The 18,676-nt window shown below is 35.5% G+C and carries 19 protein-coding genes; 10 read left to right on the plus strand and 9 right to left on the minus strand.

Going from position 1 to position 18,676, the window contains the following annotated elements; genetic code table 11:
• Window positions 1-74: 74 nt before the first annotated feature.
• From V0410_RS05735 to V0410_RS05745, 3 genes are all read right to left on the minus strand, one after another.
• Window positions 75-1,496, minus strand: a complete 1,422-nt coding sequence (locus tag V0410_RS05735; RefSeq protein ID WP_330746671.1) for a tetratricopeptide repeat protein — start codon at window positions 1,494-1,496, stop codon at window positions 75-77.
• A gap of 86 nt (window positions 1,497-1,582) precedes the next feature.
• Window positions 1,583-2,026, minus strand: a complete 444-nt coding sequence (locus V0410_RS05740; protein ID WP_330746672.1) for a hypothetical protein — start codon at window positions 2,024-2,026, stop codon at window positions 1,583-1,585.
• 127 nt (window positions 2,027-2,153) lie between these two features.
• Window positions 2,154-2,351 carry a hypothetical protein gene (locus V0410_RS05745; protein WP_330746673.1) on the minus strand — a complete coding sequence of 66 codons (198 nt, stop codon included), beginning with the start codon at window positions 2,349-2,351 and terminating at the stop codon, window positions 2,154-2,156.
• A 510-nt stretch (window positions 2,352-2,861) separates the two neighbouring features.
• On the opposite strand from V0410_RS05745, the gene V0410_RS05750 reads away from it, so the two are divergent.
• Window positions 2,862-3,200 carry a helix-turn-helix domain-containing protein gene (locus V0410_RS05750; RefSeq protein ID WP_330746674.1) on the plus strand — a complete coding sequence of 113 codons (339 nt, stop codon included), beginning with the start codon at window positions 2,862-2,864 and terminating at the stop codon, window positions 3,198-3,200.
• Between the two features lie 298 nt (window positions 3,201-3,498).
• On the opposite strand, the gene V0410_RS05755 is transcribed toward V0410_RS05750, so the two are convergent.
• From V0410_RS05755 to V0410_RS05765, 3 genes are all read right to left on the minus strand, one after another.
• The gene (locus tag V0410_RS05755; protein WP_330746675.1) at window positions 3,499-5,070 is read right to left on the minus strand and encodes a M20/M25/M40 family metallo-hydrolase; all 1,572 of its coding nucleotides are present in this window, start codon (window positions 5,068-5,070) and stop codon (window positions 3,499-3,501) included.
• Window positions 5,071-5,203: 133 nt separating this feature from the next.
• Window positions 5,204-6,361: a hypothetical protein gene (locus V0410_RS05760; RefSeq protein WP_330746676.1), complete on the minus strand. Its 1,158-nt coding sequence runs from the start codon at window positions 6,359-6,361 to the stop codon at window positions 5,204-5,206.
• A 173-nt stretch (window positions 6,362-6,534) separates the two neighbouring features.
• Window positions 6,535-6,711, minus strand: a complete 177-nt coding sequence (locus tag V0410_RS05765) for a histone H1 (RefSeq protein ID WP_002978882.1) — start codon at window positions 6,709-6,711, stop codon at window positions 6,535-6,537.
• Window positions 6,712-7,174: 463 nt separating this feature from the next.
• Between V0410_RS05765 and V0410_RS05770 the strand changes: the two genes are divergently transcribed.
• The 3 genes from V0410_RS05770 to V0410_RS05780 all read left to right on the plus strand — a co-directional run bounded on the left by V0410_RS05770 (window position 7,175) and on the right by V0410_RS05780 (window position 10,072).
• Entirely contained in the window at window positions 7,175-7,690 is a 516-nt protein-coding gene (locus V0410_RS05770; protein WP_330746677.1) for a hypothetical protein, read from the plus strand.
• Window positions 7,691-7,863: 173 nt separating this feature from the next.
• On the plus strand, window positions 7,864-8,778 hold the full coding sequence (locus V0410_RS05775; protein WP_330746678.1) for a helix-turn-helix domain-containing protein: 915 nt from the start codon (window positions 7,864-7,866) through the stop codon (window positions 8,776-8,778).
• Window positions 8,779-8,866: 88 nt separating this feature from the next.
• On the plus strand, window positions 8,867-10,072 hold the full coding sequence (locus tag V0410_RS05780) for an MFS transporter (protein WP_330746679.1): 1,206 nt from the start codon (window positions 8,867-8,869) through the stop codon (window positions 10,070-10,072).
• Window positions 10,073-10,193: 121 nt separating this feature from the next.
• On the opposite strand, the gene sph is transcribed toward V0410_RS05780, so the two are convergent.
• Window positions 10,194-11,762: a sphingomyelin phosphodiesterase gene (gene sph, locus V0410_RS05785; protein WP_330746680.1), complete on the minus strand. Its 1,569-nt coding sequence runs from the start codon at window positions 11,760-11,762 to the stop codon at window positions 10,194-10,196.
• 253 nt (window positions 11,763-12,015) lie between these two features.
• Here sph and V0410_RS05790 point away from each other — a divergent pair, with 253 nt between their 5' ends.
• Window positions 12,016-12,492, plus strand: coding sequence for a MarR family winged helix-turn-helix transcriptional regulator (locus V0410_RS05790; protein WP_330746681.1), 477 nt, complete (start codon window positions 12,016-12,018; stop codon window positions 12,490-12,492).
• Window positions 12,489-13,331: a universal stress protein gene (locus V0410_RS05795; protein ID WP_330746682.1), complete on the plus strand. Its 843-nt coding sequence runs from the start codon at window positions 12,489-12,491 to the stop codon at window positions 13,329-13,331. Before V0410_RS05790 ends, V0410_RS05795 begins: the two co-directional genes overlap by 4 nt.
• Window positions 13,332-13,346: 15 nt before the next feature.
• Here V0410_RS05795 and V0410_RS05800 read toward each other — a convergent pair whose 3' ends face one another.
• Window positions 13,347-13,943: a Crp/Fnr family transcriptional regulator gene (locus V0410_RS05800; protein ID WP_330746683.1), complete on the minus strand. Its 597-nt coding sequence runs from the start codon at window positions 13,941-13,943 to the stop codon at window positions 13,347-13,349.
• Window positions 13,944-14,052: 109 nt separating this feature from the next.
• The gene (locus tag V0410_RS05805; RefSeq protein ID WP_330746684.1) at window positions 14,053-14,409 is read right to left on the minus strand and encodes a winged helix-turn-helix transcriptional regulator; all 357 of its coding nucleotides are present in this window, start codon (window positions 14,407-14,409) and stop codon (window positions 14,053-14,055) included.
• A gap of 118 nt (window positions 14,410-14,527) precedes the next feature.
• Between V0410_RS05805 and V0410_RS05810 the strand changes: the two genes are divergently transcribed.
• The 4 genes from V0410_RS05810 (at window position 14,528) to V0410_RS05825 (ending at window position 18,673) form a co-directional block, all read left to right on the plus strand.
• Entirely contained in the window at window positions 14,528-15,130 is a 603-nt protein-coding gene (locus V0410_RS05810) for an FMN-dependent NADH-azoreductase (protein ID WP_330746685.1), read from the plus strand.
• Between the two features lie 154 nt (window positions 15,131-15,284).
• Window positions 15,285-15,710 carry a RidA family protein gene (locus V0410_RS05815; protein WP_330746686.1) on the plus strand — a complete coding sequence of 142 codons (426 nt, stop codon included), beginning with the start codon at window positions 15,285-15,287 and terminating at the stop codon, window positions 15,708-15,710.
• 444 nt (window positions 15,711-16,154) lie between these two features.
• Entirely contained in the window at window positions 16,155-16,601 is a 447-nt protein-coding gene (locus tag V0410_RS05820; protein ID WP_110011158.1) for a hypothetical protein, read from the plus strand.
• The gene (locus tag V0410_RS05825; RefSeq protein WP_330746687.1) at window positions 16,598-18,673 is read left to right on the plus strand and encodes a GMC family oxidoreductase; all 2,076 of its coding nucleotides are present in this window, start codon (window positions 16,598-16,600) and stop codon (window positions 18,671-18,673) included. The genes V0410_RS05820 and V0410_RS05825 overlap by 4 nt, the downstream gene beginning before the upstream one ends.
• Window positions 18,674-18,676: the final 3 nt, after the last annotated feature.

Below are 18,676 nucleotides of genomic sequence, written 5' to 3' on the forward strand. Positions count from 1 at the left end.
TCATCCAACAACAACATTTATAAAACTCTAAAAATCAACACCTGTACACCTTAAGAAAAACAGCAAATCTATTTTTACGTACTACTGTCATCCTGGTCATGAGAAAGGTTTTTAAAGAAAAAATACAGATCAACATCTGAAGAAATATTCAATTTTTTCCTGAGTCTATGCTTTTTATTCTGGACAGACCGATGTTCCACAAAAGTATATTGTGCGATTTCTTTTGATGTAAACCCCAACCAGATCATTGCACAAAAAGCCAGATCAGATTTTGACAAATTAGAATTGATTAAAAGTAATTCTTTTATAAAGTCCGGATGTGCTTCCTGAAATTTATTGAGAAAAACAGGGTCATTTTTTTTAGCCAGCTCAATAATACAATCGTAGGAATTATTAAGTTTCTCCTTTAAAACATCTGTTTCAAATTCTTTTTGTTTTATGATGTCTTTATTCTGTTGACAGTGGATGAAGGCTAAAATCAGAATAACAATAAGACTGAAAACTACACTATTATAAACAAAAAATATATTCTTCTTTGAAATATTTGCTGATTCTTTTTCCTTCATCATGTCATCAACAGAAATATTGATGCTTTCATTACAAACCCTCCTTAAACTGTCATTTAGCCTTGTATATTTTTCAAGGTATTCTCTTTCTCTCTCCAGGTCATTTAAAACCCGATAAGTATCGGCTATTTTTTTGTATAGGAGAGGAATATTACAAACTCTTTTGGTTCTTTCTAAAATGGCTACAGACTTTGTATAGTACAACAGCGCTTTTTTGTACTCCTTTTTTTTATTAAGAAAATTACCATACAAGTAGTAAGTCTGCCCTCTTTGGACATTCCAGTAATCCATTTTCTGCAGCAGTTTCAATGCATTATTCAAATAATATGAAGACGAATCTGTATTCTCCTTATAAACCATATAATGATTTGCTATCGATGAATTAATTACCGGAGTCGATTTTATATTTAATGCTTTATGCAAATAAATCAGTGAAGAATCATGCCGATGGATATCATATAAGAAATCTGCCCTGTTGGCAAAAATATCTGATAATATTTCCTTTTCATTGGGATTGGAAATCAGCTTACCATAGTAAATAGATTGCGAATTATATTTCAAAGCTTTTGTATATAACCCAATAACATAATTAATCTGTCCATATTCGTGATATAGCCTGGCAGATAAATAAACATCATTAATTTTTTTGATTTTTCTTTCAGCTTTCTGAAAATAATAAAAAGACTCTTTATAGTCACCTATAGCTGCGTAAATATTGGCAATATTGATATAACCTAAAATCTCTCCTTTCAGATAATTTTGATTTTGGGAAATAATAATATATTTTTCATTGAAAGAAATTAACTCTTTTTTTTCACCTCTTAATCCTAATTTCTCGGATTTAATTATTAATGCATTGTCTATTTGGTCCGGAGTATAATTTTGAGAATATAAGACAGTAAAAATAGACAAATGGGCAAATACCATCATTAAAAATTGAAATATTCTTTTTATGCTCACTCTGATCATATTGTATATTCAATTGCTGTTCCGTTGTTACTAGCAGATAACTCTGCTTATTCTTGTACTTTCTGAAAAATTATTTTTTTTGAATCAGGTTTTTGAATGATAACAATGGTGTTGGGGATAGTCATGAAACTCCGCTGACCTCCTTTGATCACTTTATAAGAGTATACTATATTCTGACCTTTCTGCTGAAGGCTGACAGGGATAATCTCCACTTCCAGATTGGTTTTCGGGTAGATAAGAGCAAGTACATTTTCTTTTGAAAAATTAATAGGTGTTGGTTTCCCACTCATGCCCATTGTTGTTGCGGCCCCAAAAATCAAATCAAATTCTTCCTGTGAAGTAATTATTTTTTCAGTTAATTCTTTTTGATCAGTGGTATTTTTAACAAAATATTTCTTTGCTGATGTATAGGGAATATCTTTTTGAGAAACATTTACAGCACACGAAAAAGCTATTAGAGTACTTATTAAAGTCATGATGAAATTTTTCATTTTTTTCCAATTTATTATGTGTTAAAAGCTATTGTAATTACTTAAACAGATAGTAATCAAAGCCGGGCCCGAGGGATTACTTAGAGAATATTAGATAATCCGAACACATCCTGTTTCTATAATCGTATTATAGCTTGTAAGAAAGGATAATTTTAGTCTGGGCGGCAGCAATTCTTGGTAACAGGATACCATCGTTGATAGATGACCGGGTTGAATTTCCCGTTACATTTATAGTAATTTTAGAATTTGGAGTATTAATCCCGCCCTGAGAATCCATCTCCAGCGACAATAATACAAGCAAGGTTAATACAATCTTTTTCTTCATAATGTTTTTTGTTTCACCGTAAAAGTATAAAATAAGCATTATGCTGCATTAAATGACACATACATCACAGATACAGCACGATGGAACATGCATTATTTCAAGCAAATACTCCTGATTTATACTAAAAGACAAACAACTGTTATCTGTAAGCAATTTTTGTGTTTTTTGACATTCATCAAAAGCTGTATAGATGATGTATACAAAATATTGCAGCGTATAGAACAGTACCTATATTTTTGCAAAAAACACAAACTATATACTTTCTATTAACTCACAAATCATTTAGTTGATATTAAGACCAGATACTAGAGTTGTAACTGACATTAAAGAATAAACTATTGTAAAATTCAAAAACAATTTTACTTTATTATTTGGAATATTAAAAGCATTCTTTTAATTGGTTGAGACACTCTCTTTAATTAATTTATAAACTCTAGTATTCTTTTTAGTAGATAGAGCTCACTCAAAAAAAGAGCTATAAAACGGAAAAATTATATTATTATATTACAAATGGATCATCACAAGCAATCTCACTCAATGACGCCTGATTATAAAAAGATTTATATTGATCTTGTCGACCTGAAATATCCTGAGAAAAAGGATGAGTGTGCAAAAATTTTATCGAAGCAAAACCTTTCAGCGTTTGATGTAATAGAAATTAACAGAATAATATTTAATTATAACCAGGACATCAAGGCAAATCAGTCTCATCGTTCTTACAATGAAGAAACGATACACAAAATCCTTGAATATCAAAAAAAGAATTATCTTAATAATACGCAGCTGGCCCTGCATTTTAAGTTGAGTCGTAATACCGTTGCAAAATGGAAAAACTTATTCAGTATGTAATCAATTCACGTCCTCTATAAATTTATTATGACATTCATTCCTGATTAAAATACTGTGCTTTTATTGGCTTGTTTAAAGGGTATATTGAGGATATAGCAGAACCTTAGCACTTCCGATTATTCTGTGAGGGATATTCCTTTTTGGGAAAATTCATAATAACAAATGCCGTTATTGACTACAACATATATAACTACAAATATATGTTGTAAGCAATAACGGCAAAAAGAATATACCAGAATATGGTGTGATATGTAGAGATTTAAAACCAGCCTTCTTTAATGTTTTTTCAAAGAAAGAACTATTTATAATCTTTGGAACTTCTTCGAGGTTCTTTTACTTCCGGCCATTTTACCGCCTCTCCTTTTTCGTCTTGGGGCATTACTCTTTTTTCTCTGTTACTGAATTCAGGATCCTCGGAAGCCATATAAGCCAATGCCGCTGTTAAAATCACATTATTTTTCACCTCATCAAAAACGATCTTGTCATAGGTATCTTTCGTAGTATGCCATGTATATCCGAAATACCCCCAGTTCAGAGAACCTAAAGAAATTCCGGGCACTCCTGCTGCCACGAAAGAAGCATGATCGGAGCCTCCACCACCAGGCATTCCTGGAAAATCTGTCTTGATGTGGCTTCTTACAGCCTTTGGAACTCCATCAAGCCATCTTCCCACATAATCATAAGCTTTTACAAATCCTTGTCCACTGATATTAACCACTCGTCCCGTTCCGTTATCCTGATTAAAGGCAGCCTGTACCCCTTTAATAATCTGAGGGTTGTCTGCAACAAAACCTCTTGAACCGTTTAATCCCTGCTCTTCACTACCCCAAAGCCCGATAACAATAGTTCTCTTGTTATCAGGATAATATTTTTTCAGAATTCTCATGGCTTCCAGCATGGTAATCGTACCGGTACCATTATCTGTAGCTCCCTGAGCTCCGTCCCATGAATCAAGGTGAGCAGAAAGAATTACATATTCATCAGGTTTTTCTTTCCCTTTGATCATTCCGATCGTATTAAAGCTTTTGGCTTCGGGAAGTATTTTTGACTGGGCATCAATTTTAATTTTAGGCCGAGTTCCTTTTTCTGCCATTCTGTAAAGCATTCCATAGTCTTCCAAATCGATATCAATCATTGGAATTTTGGTAGTTTTTGCGCCGAATATTCTGTTAGCTCCCATAATACCCGTCCAGTTTGAAATGGCAATGCCTGCCGCTCCTGCTTTTTCCAATGCTTCCGGAAGACTGTTATTATCATAGCCGATATTCTTTATATAAGCTGCAAAATCTTTAGCAGCCTGATCTTTTTCGGCTTTAAGTTTTTCATACAATTCCGGGGTTGCAAATTCTTTGATCTGTTCATCAGAACGTCCGATTTTCTGGTATTGTGCCATCAGCACAATTTTTCCTTTCACTGAAGGAAGCCATTGATCAAACTCAGCTTTAGAAGACACTTTCGGAAGAGTAATTACTTCTGCTTCAATGGCTTTTTTTGTAGCCGGACTCCATGCCAGCTGAGTTGCTGAAAGAGATTTTATGCGAGGATAGGTCATATCAACATGAGTAGTTCCTCTCTGCCATCCTTTCCATGTTCCGAATTGCTGAAGATTGGCATCTACTCCCCAGGAGCGAAGTTTATTGACACTCCATTCATTTGCTGCCAGCATTTCGGGAGTTCCCACAAGACGAGGCCCGATACCATCCAACAGTTCAGATGCCAGGTTTTCAAGCTGGGAATTATTATTGACTTCATCTACAAAACTTTTTACGATAGGGTCTAGTCTTTCTTTTGGATCAACCTTTATCTGAGCCCATGAAAACTGGGCAGCCAGCACTACTGCAGGCACTGCAAAAAATCTATTTATCCTCATAATATATATTGATTGGTTTAAAGATAGTAGAAATTGGGGAAATGAAAGCAAAAAACTCTTTAAACAATATACTTTAAAGAGTTTTTTATATAATAAATTAAATTGATAAAGAATATAATTAGAAATATTTCTGCTATTTGGATCCAAAATCAGGTAATTTCCTATCGATAAAAGCTTGCTCTTCCCTGGAAAGTAAAATTGTATTATTTTTATTTTCTTTCACCTGAACATTATCCCAAATATTTTTAGTAAAATCCACTTTAGGGACAAGTCCTTTTTCTTCTGATTTTTTAAAGGTATTGTATATAAGCTCCCTACTGCTCTTTCTTTCATGTTTAACCCCTTTGTAATATGCAACATATTTATTCCCTTCAAGTCTGCTCATCGCAGGAACATACATTCCATCATTTTTATAAAAATCGAAAACAAGTATTGCATTTCCCAGTTGATAATCATATTCTTCCCCCTCAACTGTTTTTCTTTTCATCATCGGATATTGATCCTGTAAATAATGGATCTCAAAATAGGTAATTACTTTATCTGCTTTATTAAATTTAAATTCGCCTTCCATTTCAATTCCCAATCCCGATTTAATACTAAATGTAACCAATTGTTCATTGCCTTCTTCGAAGATCATCCATCCTGAATATTTTGAATCTTTATTTTTTAAATGAGCCAGCACCCGTGTTAATTCAAAATTGAAAAAAAAATTCCCCATATATTCTTCAGAAAATTCTTTTAATCCTGCGGTAAAAATACTGTCCGACTTTACATTTTTAAAGCTTTTCACATTATTTAACTGCATTTGCAGGTTCTTATCATAGGATTTATTATGGTTGTAATAATTGGCCTTACTCCACAATTTAGTCTCCGCAATTACTAAAAAATAAAGCTTATTATTATCACTCTTTTTTTCTTTGTAGATTACGTCATAAAGAGATGGATCACTGTAATATCTCTTTCTATAATTATCACTTACGTCTTCAAAGAGTTTTCTGATATCGATTTTTGCTAGTTTTACCTCTTCAATTTTTTTATAAACCCGCTTTAGTTTTATAACAGAATGAAATTCATGAACTATTGTCTTTTGGAAACCGGAAGCAGAAATTTCAAAGTTCACAGCGCCTTGTTCAACCGGTGCAAAACCATCTTCATTGGTATAAACAATCTGATTCTGTAAAAGAATTCTTGCATTGAAAATAGGCTTCCCGTTTTCTGCATCCACAACTTTTAATTTCTGCCCTGAAAAAAAATTAAAAAAGAGAATAAACAGCAGATAAAAATATTTCATAATATACCATCATTGATGTTTCTAAAATACAAATTATATAAATGGTATGTATTCAAACAAAATAAATTAACATTGGATTTAAAAAGCATCAACATAAAGGTATGATAGGATCGAAAGTGATCAGGAAAATAAAGGTATAAAAAAACCGGCTTCAAAAGCCGGCTAAAGGTGAATTATTTCTTAGCTTCTTCTACAGAAACTTTTCTGAATTCTTTGAACAATTTGCTTAGTTCTAAAGCTGCTTTACGAGCTCTTGTACCAGCTGCTTTGTTTCCTTTTTCCGCTTGTTGGTTTGCCTCAGTTGTGAACGCTTCAAATTCTGCGTTGATTTTTTCAATTAGTTCTTTCATTTATTTAAAAATTTAGGCTGCAAATATAGGTTTTATGGCGATTCCAGCCTAATTGTGTTGAAAAAAAATAGTGGATTTACTCATTTTTTCTGAGTCTTTCTTAAATTCAATTTAATTTTTAAAATAAAATCAAATTATTGTAGAAAATAAGCCATGTTATTCGTTGTCACATAGAGCATCAATGAATATTTAAATAAACTATTCAAAATCAATAAGAACCGAAGAAACATCTAGAAAAATATTCTTAAAAATTTTATCTGTAAATTATTCATTTTCCTTACTTCATACGTATTTGATTACGTTGCTTTAAAACTGCAGTTCTTTATATTCCTGCCAGAATTTTATACTAAAATTTTAATGATATAGGACAATTTTAAACAAATAATGTCTGTACCGCTGATATTTTACCAAACTGTATCCTTTTTGAATGGATTAATCTTATATTTTTGAATAAAAAAATTTCATGGATATCATTTCAAAATTTACAGTAGGTTCTGAAGAGGGAATTTCTGATCTTATAGCCATCATTGATTCTTCCGTTTATGCATTACACAAAGAATTTGTAACTGAAGAAGAAATCAAAAGATATATTCACAACGAAATAGACCCGAGAAAGATGATCAATGACCTGAACGATCTTTCCAACCAACTGATCATGATGTATGCAGATCAGAAACCCATCGGATTCAGTATTATAAAAAGCGGTTCGGTACATCCGGGAATTCCTGACGGAAAAAGAGCTACAGAAATCAGTTTTGTAATTCTTTCAGAGTTTGATCTTCCTGAAACACGACAGTCTCTCTGGAAAAAATGCAGGTCAGCAGTGAGCTTTACGGATATTATATGGATCAATATCCTGGATCATGATCCGATCGCAGACTTTTTAAAAGAATGTGGTTTTATCGCTGTGAGCAGTTCAAAAGCCGGACCTTTTCAACTGCCGTCTCATATTTTGGAACTGGAGATTAATAAAAGTTAATCGGCTGCTTTCAACCCTAGGTTTCATAGATATTTGCCTATATAATAGTATCAATCATTTTTTTAATTCTGCAACTATTGAGGAAGACTATTATTTTAATTTCTATTATCTCATTTAAAATGCTCTTAAGTAGACAACAGTTTACTTATCTTTGATTTTTATAATTTTTACTTATGAGTGATCAGCTGGAAACGATAGAGGATTATTACAGACGTATCCGTAAAAATCAGATCAAAATATTTGATTCTGAGGATTTTGAAATGGGAAAATCCCACTTCAATATTTCTATGCGGAAATACTGCAGTTTTAAAAGCCCTTACAACCGCCGTGATTATTACAAAATAAGCTTTATTATTGGAAAGGGCACCATTCATTATGGTACTCATCAGCTGTTTATAGATGGTCCTGCCCTGTTTTTTCCTTCTCCAAGCATTCCGTATTCATGGGAGTGCGGGAGCGATGTGCAGGAAGGATATTTTTGTTTATTCAATCAGGAATTTTTTAATGGGAATTCTGAGTTCAATCTGTTTAAAAAAACGTCGATGTTCAAGGAATGGAGTAAGCCGGTTGTTTTTTTGACGGAAGAACAGACTCAGCTGGCAATGCTTTATTTTGATCAGATTTACAGAATGAATAACTCTTCCTATCCTTTCCGCTGCAGCAGCATCAAAAGCAATCTTGCTTCTGTAATGCATCTGGCGCTGGAAAACCGTGTGGAAGACATCAATCCTAGTGAGCTTCCCGCAAATGTACGTCTGTATAAGCTATTTGATGAACTGCTCAACAAACAGTTTCCGTTGGACTCCCCTGCTTATCCGCTGGCCTTAAAAACACCTTCTGATTTTGCCGCGCACTTGAATGTACATGTCAATCATCTGAATTCTTCAGTGAAATCCGTAACTAATCTTACAACCACACAGATCATTAAAGAAAAGATGTTTGAAGAGTCTAAAAACCTGCTGAAGTATACGAATTGGGATATTGCCCAGATCGGTTATACTTTAGGATTTGATCAGCCTGCTCATTTTAATAATTTCTTTAAAAAGCATGCACAGACTTCGCCCTTAAAATTTAAGAACCTGTCATAATATTTGATTTTTGTAATTTTTACTTTGTCTTTTAAAATCCAGTTTTGTATTTCTTGACTTATTTTTGCAATGTAAAAAATGAATGAATATGTTGAGAGAAGCATCTGAACAACGAATCAGATTAATTACCATTATGGCTTTCGTGTCTATCCCGCTTTCCGGTTTTGTCACGGATATTTATTTACCATCGTTCCCATCTATGGCCAAAGAAATGATGGTTTCGGAAAAAGATATTCAGATTACCCTGACATCATATCTGTTGAGCTACGGGATTTCCCAATTATTTGTAGGAGGAATTCTGGACAGCATCGGGCGTTATCGTCCCAAATTGATAGCCTTGTTTCTGTTAATACTAACCAGTATTTTAATTACGATGACCAACAGTATTCTGCTGATCTGTCTGCTTCGTATTCTTCAGGGAGCTGCAGTTTCAGTACTCGTTGTGGCTACGCGTGCTATTTTTGTAGATATTTATGATGCGGAAAAGGTAAAACATTATCTGAGCTACTTTACTATTGTATGGTCCTGCGGTCCTATTCTGGCCCCTTTCCTTGGAGGATATCTTGAGAAAATCTTTAACTGGCATGCTAATTTTTATTTTCTGGCAGCATATGCAGGATTTCTGTTCCTTTTTGAGTGGTTTTTTAGCGGGGAGAGCCTTCCTCAGAAAAAGAAACTGGATCTTTCAGAGAACATCAGCCTTTATAAGATGATGCTTAAAAACAGGATTTTCATGTTGGGGATTTTCATTTTAGGTTTAAGCTACTCTATCGTGATGTTATTTAATATTACCGGGCCATTTATTATAGAAAATACTTTTCATTTTACGCCGGTAGTGATTGGATATTGTACATTAATCTTAGGATTTTCATGGATGATTGGAGGTTTTATAGGGAAACGCAGGCTGACTCTGGATTTTAAACCAAGAATATTGCAGCCTATCTTACTTCAGCTGATCCTGATCGCAGGCCTGATCATCACCAGTTATTTTGCAGAAAGCCTGTTCATTATGATTCCTTTTGCCTTTTTTATTCATATCTGCTCCGGAATTTTATTCACCTCCTTTTTTACGACAAGTATGCTTTACTTTCCGAAAAACGCAGGTACAGCCGGCGGACTGATGGGTGGACTGGTGTATGTAATCACTTCTGTAACAAGTTTCATCATCTCTGTAAGCGGAACGGTAACAGATCAAAAAGGTCTTTCCTGGCGCTACCTGATCATTGCATGTTTCCTTTTGGGGATCATTCTTATCATGCACCAAGCCGTTAAAAAAGAAAAAGCAGAGAATTAGTCTCTGCTTTTTTAATGGATATCTTTCAATATTCTTGTTATTCTTGTTTTATAGTGATAATAAGCGGCTACCAGAAGGCAACCGCTTATTAAATCCTTACATCAGTTTATAATACATAATTCTAAAAAGGCTGTGCAACGGTATTATTCATTTCAACTACGAATTGTACATCCGGAGTTAAGCTTGTTCCATTCAGATAAATCCAGTCTGTTCCTGACTTATTATAGACCTGAAGATAATATGTGTTACCAAATCCTGTTGTATCCTTGAAAGCAACGGTATCTCCATTTTCAATACTTGTTGAAAAATTCCCTGGTTTTTTCTTGACAATTTGAATTCTCATATTATAAGTAGTCTTTCCATATTTTGGATAAAAATAATAACTTCCACTGCCTGAAGAATACCAATACCAGAAATGATTAAGCCTTTCGCTGCTCTCTACCCTAACGTATCCTTCTTTCAAATCAAAATAATTGTCAGAATCTCCGATATTCACAATATTAAACCAGGTTCTTGCATCGCTTGGCAGCAGAGAGGAAACAGTTAGCCAATCATTGGGTGTTGAAAGGTTCGAGCTGATATATTTCCCGGTGGCTACAGATCGCAATGAAATACGGTCATACTTTCTGAATTTCATACTTTTTGTTGGTGTTTTCGGGTCTGAATAAACATTGGCCTCTACAGGATAATGATCCGAATATTCTGTCCAGTGATATTTAATTCCAGCTATATTGGTATAGGTCATAAGGTTTGAAGCTACAGGATCGAATGCAATATTTTGCCAGCTTGGAGGAACAAGATGATCATTGGAAACCAGAATATAATCAAGATATTCTCTTTTATTGTCCGGGTAAGGATAATGGTAAGAAGCCATGGTATTGGTTTTTGTATCCCATGAATATTTTAATCCTTTATAGGTAGGAGCATTCACATTCAAGGTCTGCAGCATACTGGAATATTCGGGAGTATCTTTTATAATGTTGAAATCTCCACCATAAATTACCATTTCATCTTCAGGGATATTCAAACGGTCAACAAATGATTTCATCATTCCCAACTGCTGTTTGCGGATTTCCACATCTCTTCCGTTACAAGACGGCTGTGTAGACTGTGCATGTACTGCTATAAAGTGGATACGTTTTCCTCCTTTTACTATTCTGGCGTAAGCAAAGCCTTTCAGACAGTATCCATCAAAATCACATCCTGCAGGAAAGATAAACTGATCCATTCTTTCAATAGGATATTTACTGGCAATCATCACACCTCCGTCTTCAAATCCTCCGGAGATGATCTCACGCCAGTGACCGAAAGTATTGTTCCATCCATTTTTTGTGCGTCCCACTATTGGAGTCTGATAAGGAAAAGTGGGAAGAAGTTTTTCTCGCAGCTTATCGGAAGCTGCATTATCGAAGCACTCCTGAAGCATCAGTACATCATAGTTCTTCAAAAAAGAAGCTTCACCAATTTTCTGAGCACTGGCCTGTTGTGACCATTGTGTCATACCAGACACTGCAAGTTCTTTCAACAGGAATGTATTATACGATAATACTTTGATGTTTGGAAAAGAACCTCTCATGGCATTTTCCTGTGCATTGGGGAGAGTCTCATCTTGCTGAAACTGATCTGACCTACACGATAAAAGGGTTAATAGACAAAGTACCGGAAGAAACCGGAATAATGAAAATTTCATTTGATTCATAAGTTTTTAAGTTAAAATTGTTTTGTTTTGCTGTGGCCAAAGTAAAATTTACAGTATAAACAAAAATGAACTGAATATTATCTAAATAATAATTTTCCGGTTCGTCATTTAACTATTAAAAATCATCATAATCTAATGGCCTAATTAGTTTCAATTAAAACTAATTTTTCGTATATTTGTTAGGTTAAGACATGCTAAAAACCCTCTTGACAGGCGCTGTAGCCTTCCATATTATTATAAAATTATGCCCGCAAAACAGAATAACATATCGGAACTTGCTCTGGAACTTGGCCTGGCAATGAGTGAAATGAAAAGCCGTCTTCGGCAGAAAATTCAGACCATTGTTAATGAATATGATCCCGATTTGTCTTTTGAGCTGATTGAAATCCTGGGATTGCTTTCACGAAATAACGGCATCAACCAGCAGGAAATTGGAAATAAAGTAAGCAAAGACAAGTCAAGTATCACCTATCTCATCAACAGCCTTGTGAAAAAGGATCTTGTTGAACGGATAGCTGATAAAAAAGACAGGAGAAATAAACAGATCTTTTTAACTCCGAAAGGTAAACAGATTGTAGAAACCGTTTATCCATGGGCATTGGATCTTTATAAAAAAGCAGCTGACGGTATTGATGAGAAAGAGATCAGCAAAGCACTGCTATTGGTAAAAAAAATGACAGCCAACCTGGAGGAATCAGCATTAAAACATGATACAATATGAGAACAATTCTTGTACCTGTTGATTTTACATCAACTACGGAAAATGCAGTAAGAGTTGCCGCAGACTGGGCAAAAACCTACGAATATCAAAATATTATCCTGTTAAAAACTGCAGGAGAATCAGAATTTGATTATCTGCATATTGCAGAAGGACATTCATTTGTCAATGAAGAAAGTATCAATAACCTGCTGCAAAGGACAGAATTGCTATTCGATCAGCTAAGCAGTATTATCACGGAAAAGTCACCTGAAGTTAAAGTTTCCAGTGTTTTAAGTGATTGGACTCTTACCAGAAGTATTAATGAACTTTTAAAAAACCAGCCGTCTGTAGAACTGATTATTCTGGGAAGTGATGACCAGACTTCTTCTACCGATAGTTTTGTTTCTGAGAATATTATAAGTATTGCCAGAACAAGTCCTGTGAAAACATTAATTGTTCCCAGCAGCTACCATTATTCACCTATTAAGAATATATTTATTCCTTGTGATATTAGAGGTATTAAAAGGCTAGAAAGACTGTTTCACCACAAATCTGTTATTCATAAACAAGATGTCCGTCTTTCATTTCTCAATATCAACACCAGTGAAAAAGAGAACGAAACGCAAAAAAGAGAACTGGAGGACTACATTCGTGAGCATTTAACAGAAATTCCGAGCAGTATTCATTATTCTCATGATGAAAATATTATTAAAGGTATCCTGAACTTTGCTGTATCAGATCAGGCAGACCTTATTATAGCGCTACCCGGTAAGCACAGCTTTTTGTATTATCTGGCAAGCAGAAGTATTTCCGAAGGAATTTATCAGAACACCTCTCAGCCCGTTTTAATTTTAAAATAACAAGAAAACTGAAAGCTAATAATAAATCTTAGCATTTTCAATTTTAACCATGTTCAGCTCTTCCATTTTCTTAACATAGCGGATCACCGTCTCTACCCGAAGGCCGCTTAAGGTTGCTATTTGCTGTCTGGTATAAGGAATCAGAAATGAATAAGGTTCTTCAAAACCGAAATATCTTTTAAGGTGATCGAAAAGCTTCGTGAGCTTTACAATAGGATCTGAAATTGCCAGAAAGCTTGAAATCATATATCTGAAATGAAGTCTGTCTGCGGTATACTTATTTATTTCAAGCATTAATAAAGGGTTTTCCACCAGGAATTCCAGGAATCTTGTTTTGGAAAGCCTGATAATCTCACAGCTGGTTACCGCAATGGCATTTACAGCATAATGGTGATTGGTAAATAAATAGCTTTCACCTATACAATGCCCGTCAAAGGGAAGCCCATGAACAAACTCTTTTCCGTCTTCCAGAAATGTATTGACTTTCACAGTACCCTCTCTGATCTGAAAATAATATTTTGCTGCGGCGCCTTCCTGAAAAATAGTATCTCCCGCTTCATAATTTTCCAGACTGGCTCCGAGGGAAAATAATAATTCTTCATCTATGATCATCTTACCATTATTAATTTGAGTAAAAATACTTAAAGAATAAGCAATGTTGCAACTTATTAAATACCACAGAAACGGTAATCCTTTTCTACACTGCTTTTCTTATATCTTATTAAGTTGTAATTTTCTTCTTGTGTTTGGAACCCCAATCTGCCAAAGCAGCAATCACATCTTTCAGGGATTCACTATACTCTGTGGGAACATATTCTACCAGCACCGGCTTCTGATCCGTAATCACAGTTCTTTCCACCAGGTGATTCATCTCCAGCTTTTTCAATTCGCTGGATAAGACTCTTGCCGAAATTCCATTGATAGTCCGCTGTAACTCATTGAAGCGGGTATGTCCGCCTAAAATGGCAATCATTACTCTGATGGTCCACCGCCCACCCAAAACATATAAAGCATCCTCAGTAGCAGCCAGATGAGTACTGCATTGCGGTCTTGAATACACTATTTTCTCCTCTTCCATTCTTTTATTTTTACTGATTACTAACCTAAATGTTATTACTAACCTTTTGGTAACTACTATCTTTTTATTAGTAAATATAGATAATTTTGAAACATCAATTTTAAAAAAAATAAAAAAAATGAAACGTGTACTTCATATCATTTCAAGCCCGAGAAGCGAATCATCAATCAGTAAAAAACTGGGTAATGCTGTTGTAGAAAAAATTGCAGCAAAGTATCCTGACAGTGTTTTTAAAAAGCGTGATCTGACCAATCCACTTTTTCCTCATCTGGAAGAAGCACATATCAATGCATTTTTTACTCCAGCTGAAAACCGCACTGCTGAACAGCAGGAAATCGTAAAACTTTCAGACACGGTAATTGATGAATTACAGGAGGCTGACATTATCATTATTGAAGCTCCCCTTTACAACTTCAGTATCACTTCTACATTAAAATCCTGGCTTGATCATATTGCCAGAGCAGGAAAGACATTCAGCTATAGCGAAAACGGTCCTGAAGGCCTGGTAAAAAATAAAAAAGTATACCTTGCCTTTTCAAGTGGCGGAGTCTATTCTGAAGGGGAAAGACAGGCTTACGACTTTGTAGTTCCTTACCTGGAAAAAACGCTTGGATTTATGGGGATGACGGATATTTCCGTTGTCCGAGCAGAAGGACTTTCTGTTCCGGTGATCCAGGATACAGCCCTGCAAAAAGGGATTGAAAGTATTGTTGTAGAGTAAAGACTAAAAATACTGTTCCTTTGAACAGTATTTTTTTTGCATCAGAATTTTATTATTGATGAAAGTATGTAAAGAATTAAAAATATTTCCCTCAACATATGTAAAGTTTTTTTCAATTTTTTTCGCTCATTTTTACTTTATTAAATAAAAGATTATGGAAAAAAATAAACAGCCTAAACTGATCAATCCTGTTGAATTATTTGATCCCAGCCCTTACGGCTTCTCTCACAGTATTGCTGTGAAATCTCCATCAACGATGTGTTTTATATCCGGACAGAGCGGCGGCGTGGGGGGAAATCATGTGCTGGCAGATGACTTTAAAACTCAGGTTCAGGATGCTTTGAAAAATTTACAGATTGTTTTACAGAGCCATTCAATGACATTTGAAAATATAGTTAAAATCACCTTACTTATTGTAGATCACAACCAGGAAAAACTTGAAATATGGGCAGAGGAAGCCAGAAAAGTCTGGAAATCTTCGTTCCTGCCTACGAGTACGCTTATTCCTGTAAGCCAGCTGGCTTTGCCGGGAATGATGTTTGAGATCGATGCAATTGCTGTAAAACAGCTGGCCACCTAGAAATATCTGATAATGGTATTATAATTCTTCCCTTCGACCTTATTTATTTAAATACTGCCTGAATATTCAATTCAGGCAGTATTTTTATCTATCCCAGGCAATCGTCACTGTTTTATCCGATATATTTCGATAACAGATACCACATTATTTAAAATAATTCTAAACTATGTGAAAATAGAATCTCCTATAAACACTTCAAATAAAGGATTTGTTACAAAAAATTAAAACACTGTTAATTCAAATTACGTAGAAATACTGAATCTTATCTGCCGGGATGTGATTAATTTCGAATAAACAAAAACTGATACTATGGATCGCTTGAAATACAGTCAATCATTTCTGAAAAAGAGGTGTTATCTGAAATATCCGGCAGCTGTAGATCAATCAGCTTGATAGCCTCCTGTTAAAAGGAGTTGAAGATATTGAATCCAAATTTTTTACGAAATGAATATTATTAACAAAATTCTCAACGTCGACGATTATTATTTCGACGTGTTCATGTCTATCTCGGAAGCGCTTACCGGGTTTACGGTAAACGAACTGCAGTCAACAGGGCTTGCAGAAACCTATTACACTTATGTTTTAAAAAGCCTGGAAGCAGCCACTTTCGTAGAATTCCTTACGGTTTCTAAAAATATCCTTGAAAATTCTTCCGGTGAAGAGGAATTAAAAAAGGCTATTCAATCTGAAATTATTGCCCATCCGGGAATGAATGACATTTCAGGAAAAGTAATCACCATGTGGTATCTGGGAACCTGGGAAGGAGCGTATATCAATGATCTGTCTTACAAGGAAGGTCTTGTCTGGAATCTGATGCATTCACACCCGCCGGGAGCCAAACAGCCGGGCTACAAATCTTGGAATATTAAACCTGTAAACACCCACTCATGAATCCAACCCATAACAAAAAAGATGTGATCATTGTAGGAACAGGGATCGCAGGGTCATTAATCGCAAAGCTATTATCCGACCACGTATTTGACACAACCAAAGGAAAAATGGTCCATCGTGCAGATGCCGGAAAATCCGATAACATCAGGGAAATATCAATCCTAATGTATGAAGCTGGCCTGGAAGCTGGTATTGAGCTGGATTCCGTGTCCTCAATGACCACTTATAATGAATATATCCGTACTTTTTACAGAGAGGAAGCCAAAGTACCCAACTCTCCTTATCCGAACTTAAAGCAGGCTCCTTCTCCCAACGTTCTGGATATGGAACATATTGTTCAGCCGTATCCGGATAAAAAAGGGTATCTCGTTCAGTTCGGGCCGATGCCATTCGCAAGTGATGCGATACGGGTAGGCGGCGGAACTACTCTTCACTGGCTGGGAACTACACCAAGAATGCTTCCCAACGATTTTAAACTTACCGAAAAATACGGCATCAAGATTCCAAAGCCGGATTCTGAGGAAAAAGCTCCTGTCGACTGGCCGATAAGCTATGAAGAATTAAGACCTTATTATGAGATGGCTGAGTTTGAAATCGGGGTTTCCGGGGATGTTTCAAGACAGGAATATCCAATTACAGAGAAGACGGAAGAATATTATGGAAACTATGTATTTCCGATGGAAGAAATTCCCCAGAGTTACATGGATCATAAGATTATTGAGGGACTTAAAGGGACAAGTGTAAAGCTGAGTTCAGGAGAGATTCCTTTAATGATGGTGCCTTCTCCACAGGGAAGGAATTCCATTCCAAATCCAAAATACGGAAAAACGAAGATCATTAAAGCAGAGTCAAAGGATTCCGGTTATAAACTGGTTTTAGACAGCTCTGAAAAAGAAGAATACAAAGCTCTTGGTTCCGTGTGGAATCCTTATATGGGAGAACGCTGTGAAGGGAATGCTTCGTGTGTTCCGATCTGTCCTGTTCAGGCGAAGTACAATGCGTTAAAAACATTGAAAAAGGCTTTATATAAAATAAATGATAATGATAACCTGAGCCGTAATCCATTCATGCAGATTCAGGCGCAGAGTGTTGTTTACAGGCTAAGCATTGATCAGAATGATAGTCATAAAATTTCAAAAGTCCATCTGAGAAAATATATATCAAAAGAAAAAACCGATTTTGTTGAAGAATCTATTGATACTTCTGATGCCATCGTCATTCTGGCAGCCAATGCTTTTGAAAATCCCAAAATTCTGTTGAATTCCAAATATACAACTCCAGATGGTGTAAAAACAGCAGCCAACAGCAGTGATCAGGTGGGGAGAAACCTGATGGATCATATGGTAATGCTTACCTGGGGACTTTTCCCTGAACCGGTATATCCGTACAGAGGTCCAGGTTCTACGACAAATATTTCTTCTTTCCGTGACGGAGAGTTCAGAAAGAACTTCTCAGCATGGATTTCTCCGCTTGACAATTGGGGCTGGGGCTGGCCGGCATTTTCTCCGGGTTCTGATGTGGCAGAATTTATCGAAGATAAAAAGTTTGGGTCAGAATTAAGAGAAAAGCTCACCGACAGACTTTCAAAGCAGGTATTATTTCATTTTGAAATTGAACAGCTCCCGAATCCCAATAACAGAGTAACCATTAATGATGAGTATCTGGATGTTCTCGGAATTCCACGCCCTGTTATTCATTATGAACTGACAGAGTACGAAATGAAAGCTATGGAACAGGCAAAAGATGCTTCGGATCAAATGTTTAAAAGATTAAACATTACGGATTCTACAAAATATACTGAGAAAGACAAAAACTCTGTGATATACAATGGTAAAAGATATTCTTACAATGGTGCAGGGCACATCGTGGGAACTCACAGAATGGGTTCTAAAGCTGAAGAATCCGTAACCAACAGCTACTGCAAAACCTGGGATCATCCGAATTTATACGTTGTAGGTGCGGGAAATATGACCACACTGGGAACATCAAATCCTACTTTAACATTATCAGCATTCACAATCCGTTCGGTAGAATCCATCCTTGCTGACCTTGAAATTCAACTTAAAAAATAACAA

The organism is Chryseobacterium sp. CP-77, from assembly GCF_036362765.1.
GTDB lineage: Bacteria > Bacteroidota > Bacteroidia > Flavobacteriales > Weeksellaceae > Chryseobacterium > Chryseobacterium cupriresistens.

Coding starts and splice junctions, on each gene's coding strand:
- V0410_RS05755 (WP_330746675.1), bottom strand. CDS start 5,070: ATGAGGATAAATAGATTTTTTGCAGTGCCTGCAGTAGTGCTGGCTGCC.
- V0410_RS05805 (WP_330746684.1), bottom strand. CDS start 14,409: ATGGAAGAGGAGAAAATAGTGTATTCAAGACCGCAATGCAGTACTCAT.
- V0410_RS05800 (WP_330746683.1), bottom strand. CDS start 13,943: ATGATCATAGATGAAGAATTATTATTTTCCCTCGGAGCCAGTCTGGAA.
- V0410_RS05815 (WP_330746686.1), top strand. CDS start 15,285: ATGGAAAAAAATAAACAGCCTAAACTGATCAATCCTGTTGAATTATTT.
- V0410_RS05735 (WP_330746671.1), bottom strand. CDS start 1,496: ATGATGGTATTTGCCCATTTGTCTATTTTTACTGTCTTATATTCTCAA.
- V0410_RS05780 (WP_330746679.1), top strand. CDS start 8,867: ATGTTGAGAGAAGCATCTGAACAACGAATCAGATTAATTACCATTATG.
- V0410_RS05740 (WP_330746672.1), bottom strand. CDS start 2,026: ATGAAAAATTTCATCATGACTTTAATAAGTACTCTAATAGCTTTTTCG.
- V0410_RS05760 (WP_330746676.1), bottom strand. CDS start 6,361: ATGAAATATTTTTATCTGCTGTTTATTCTCTTTTTTAATTTTTTTTCA.
- V0410_RS05765 (WP_002978882.1), bottom strand. CDS start 6,711: ATGAAAGAACTAATTGAAAAAATCAACGCAGAATTTGAAGCGTTCACA.
- V0410_RS05810 (WP_330746685.1), top strand. CDS start 14,528: ATGAAACGTGTACTTCATATCATTTCAAGCCCGAGAAGCGAATCATCA.
- V0410_RS05790 (WP_330746681.1), top strand. CDS start 12,016: ATGCCCGCAAAACAGAATAACATATCGGAACTTGCTCTGGAACTTGGC.
- sph (WP_330746680.1), bottom strand. CDS start 11,762: ATGAAATTTTCATTATTCCGGTTTCTTCCGGTACTTTGTCTATTAACC.
- V0410_RS05750 (WP_330746674.1), top strand. CDS start 2,862: ATGGATCATCACAAGCAATCTCACTCAATGACGCCTGATTATAAAAAG.
- V0410_RS05825 (WP_330746687.1), top strand. CDS start 16,598: ATGAATCCAACCCATAACAAAAAAGATGTGATCATTGTAGGAACAGGG.
- V0410_RS05775 (WP_330746678.1), top strand. CDS start 7,864: ATGAGTGATCAGCTGGAAACGATAGAGGATTATTACAGACGTATCCGT.
- V0410_RS05770 (WP_330746677.1), top strand. CDS start 7,175: ATGGATATCATTTCAAAATTTACAGTAGGTTCTGAAGAGGGAATTTCT.
- V0410_RS05795 (WP_330746682.1), top strand. CDS start 12,489: ATGAGAACAATTCTTGTACCTGTTGATTTTACATCAACTACGGAAAAT.
- V0410_RS05745 (WP_330746673.1), bottom strand. CDS start 2,351: ATGAAGAAAAAGATTGTATTAACCTTGCTTGTATTATTGTCGCTGGAG.
- V0410_RS05820 (WP_110011158.1), top strand. CDS start 16,155: ATGAATATTATTAACAAAATTCTCAACGTCGACGATTATTATTTCGAC.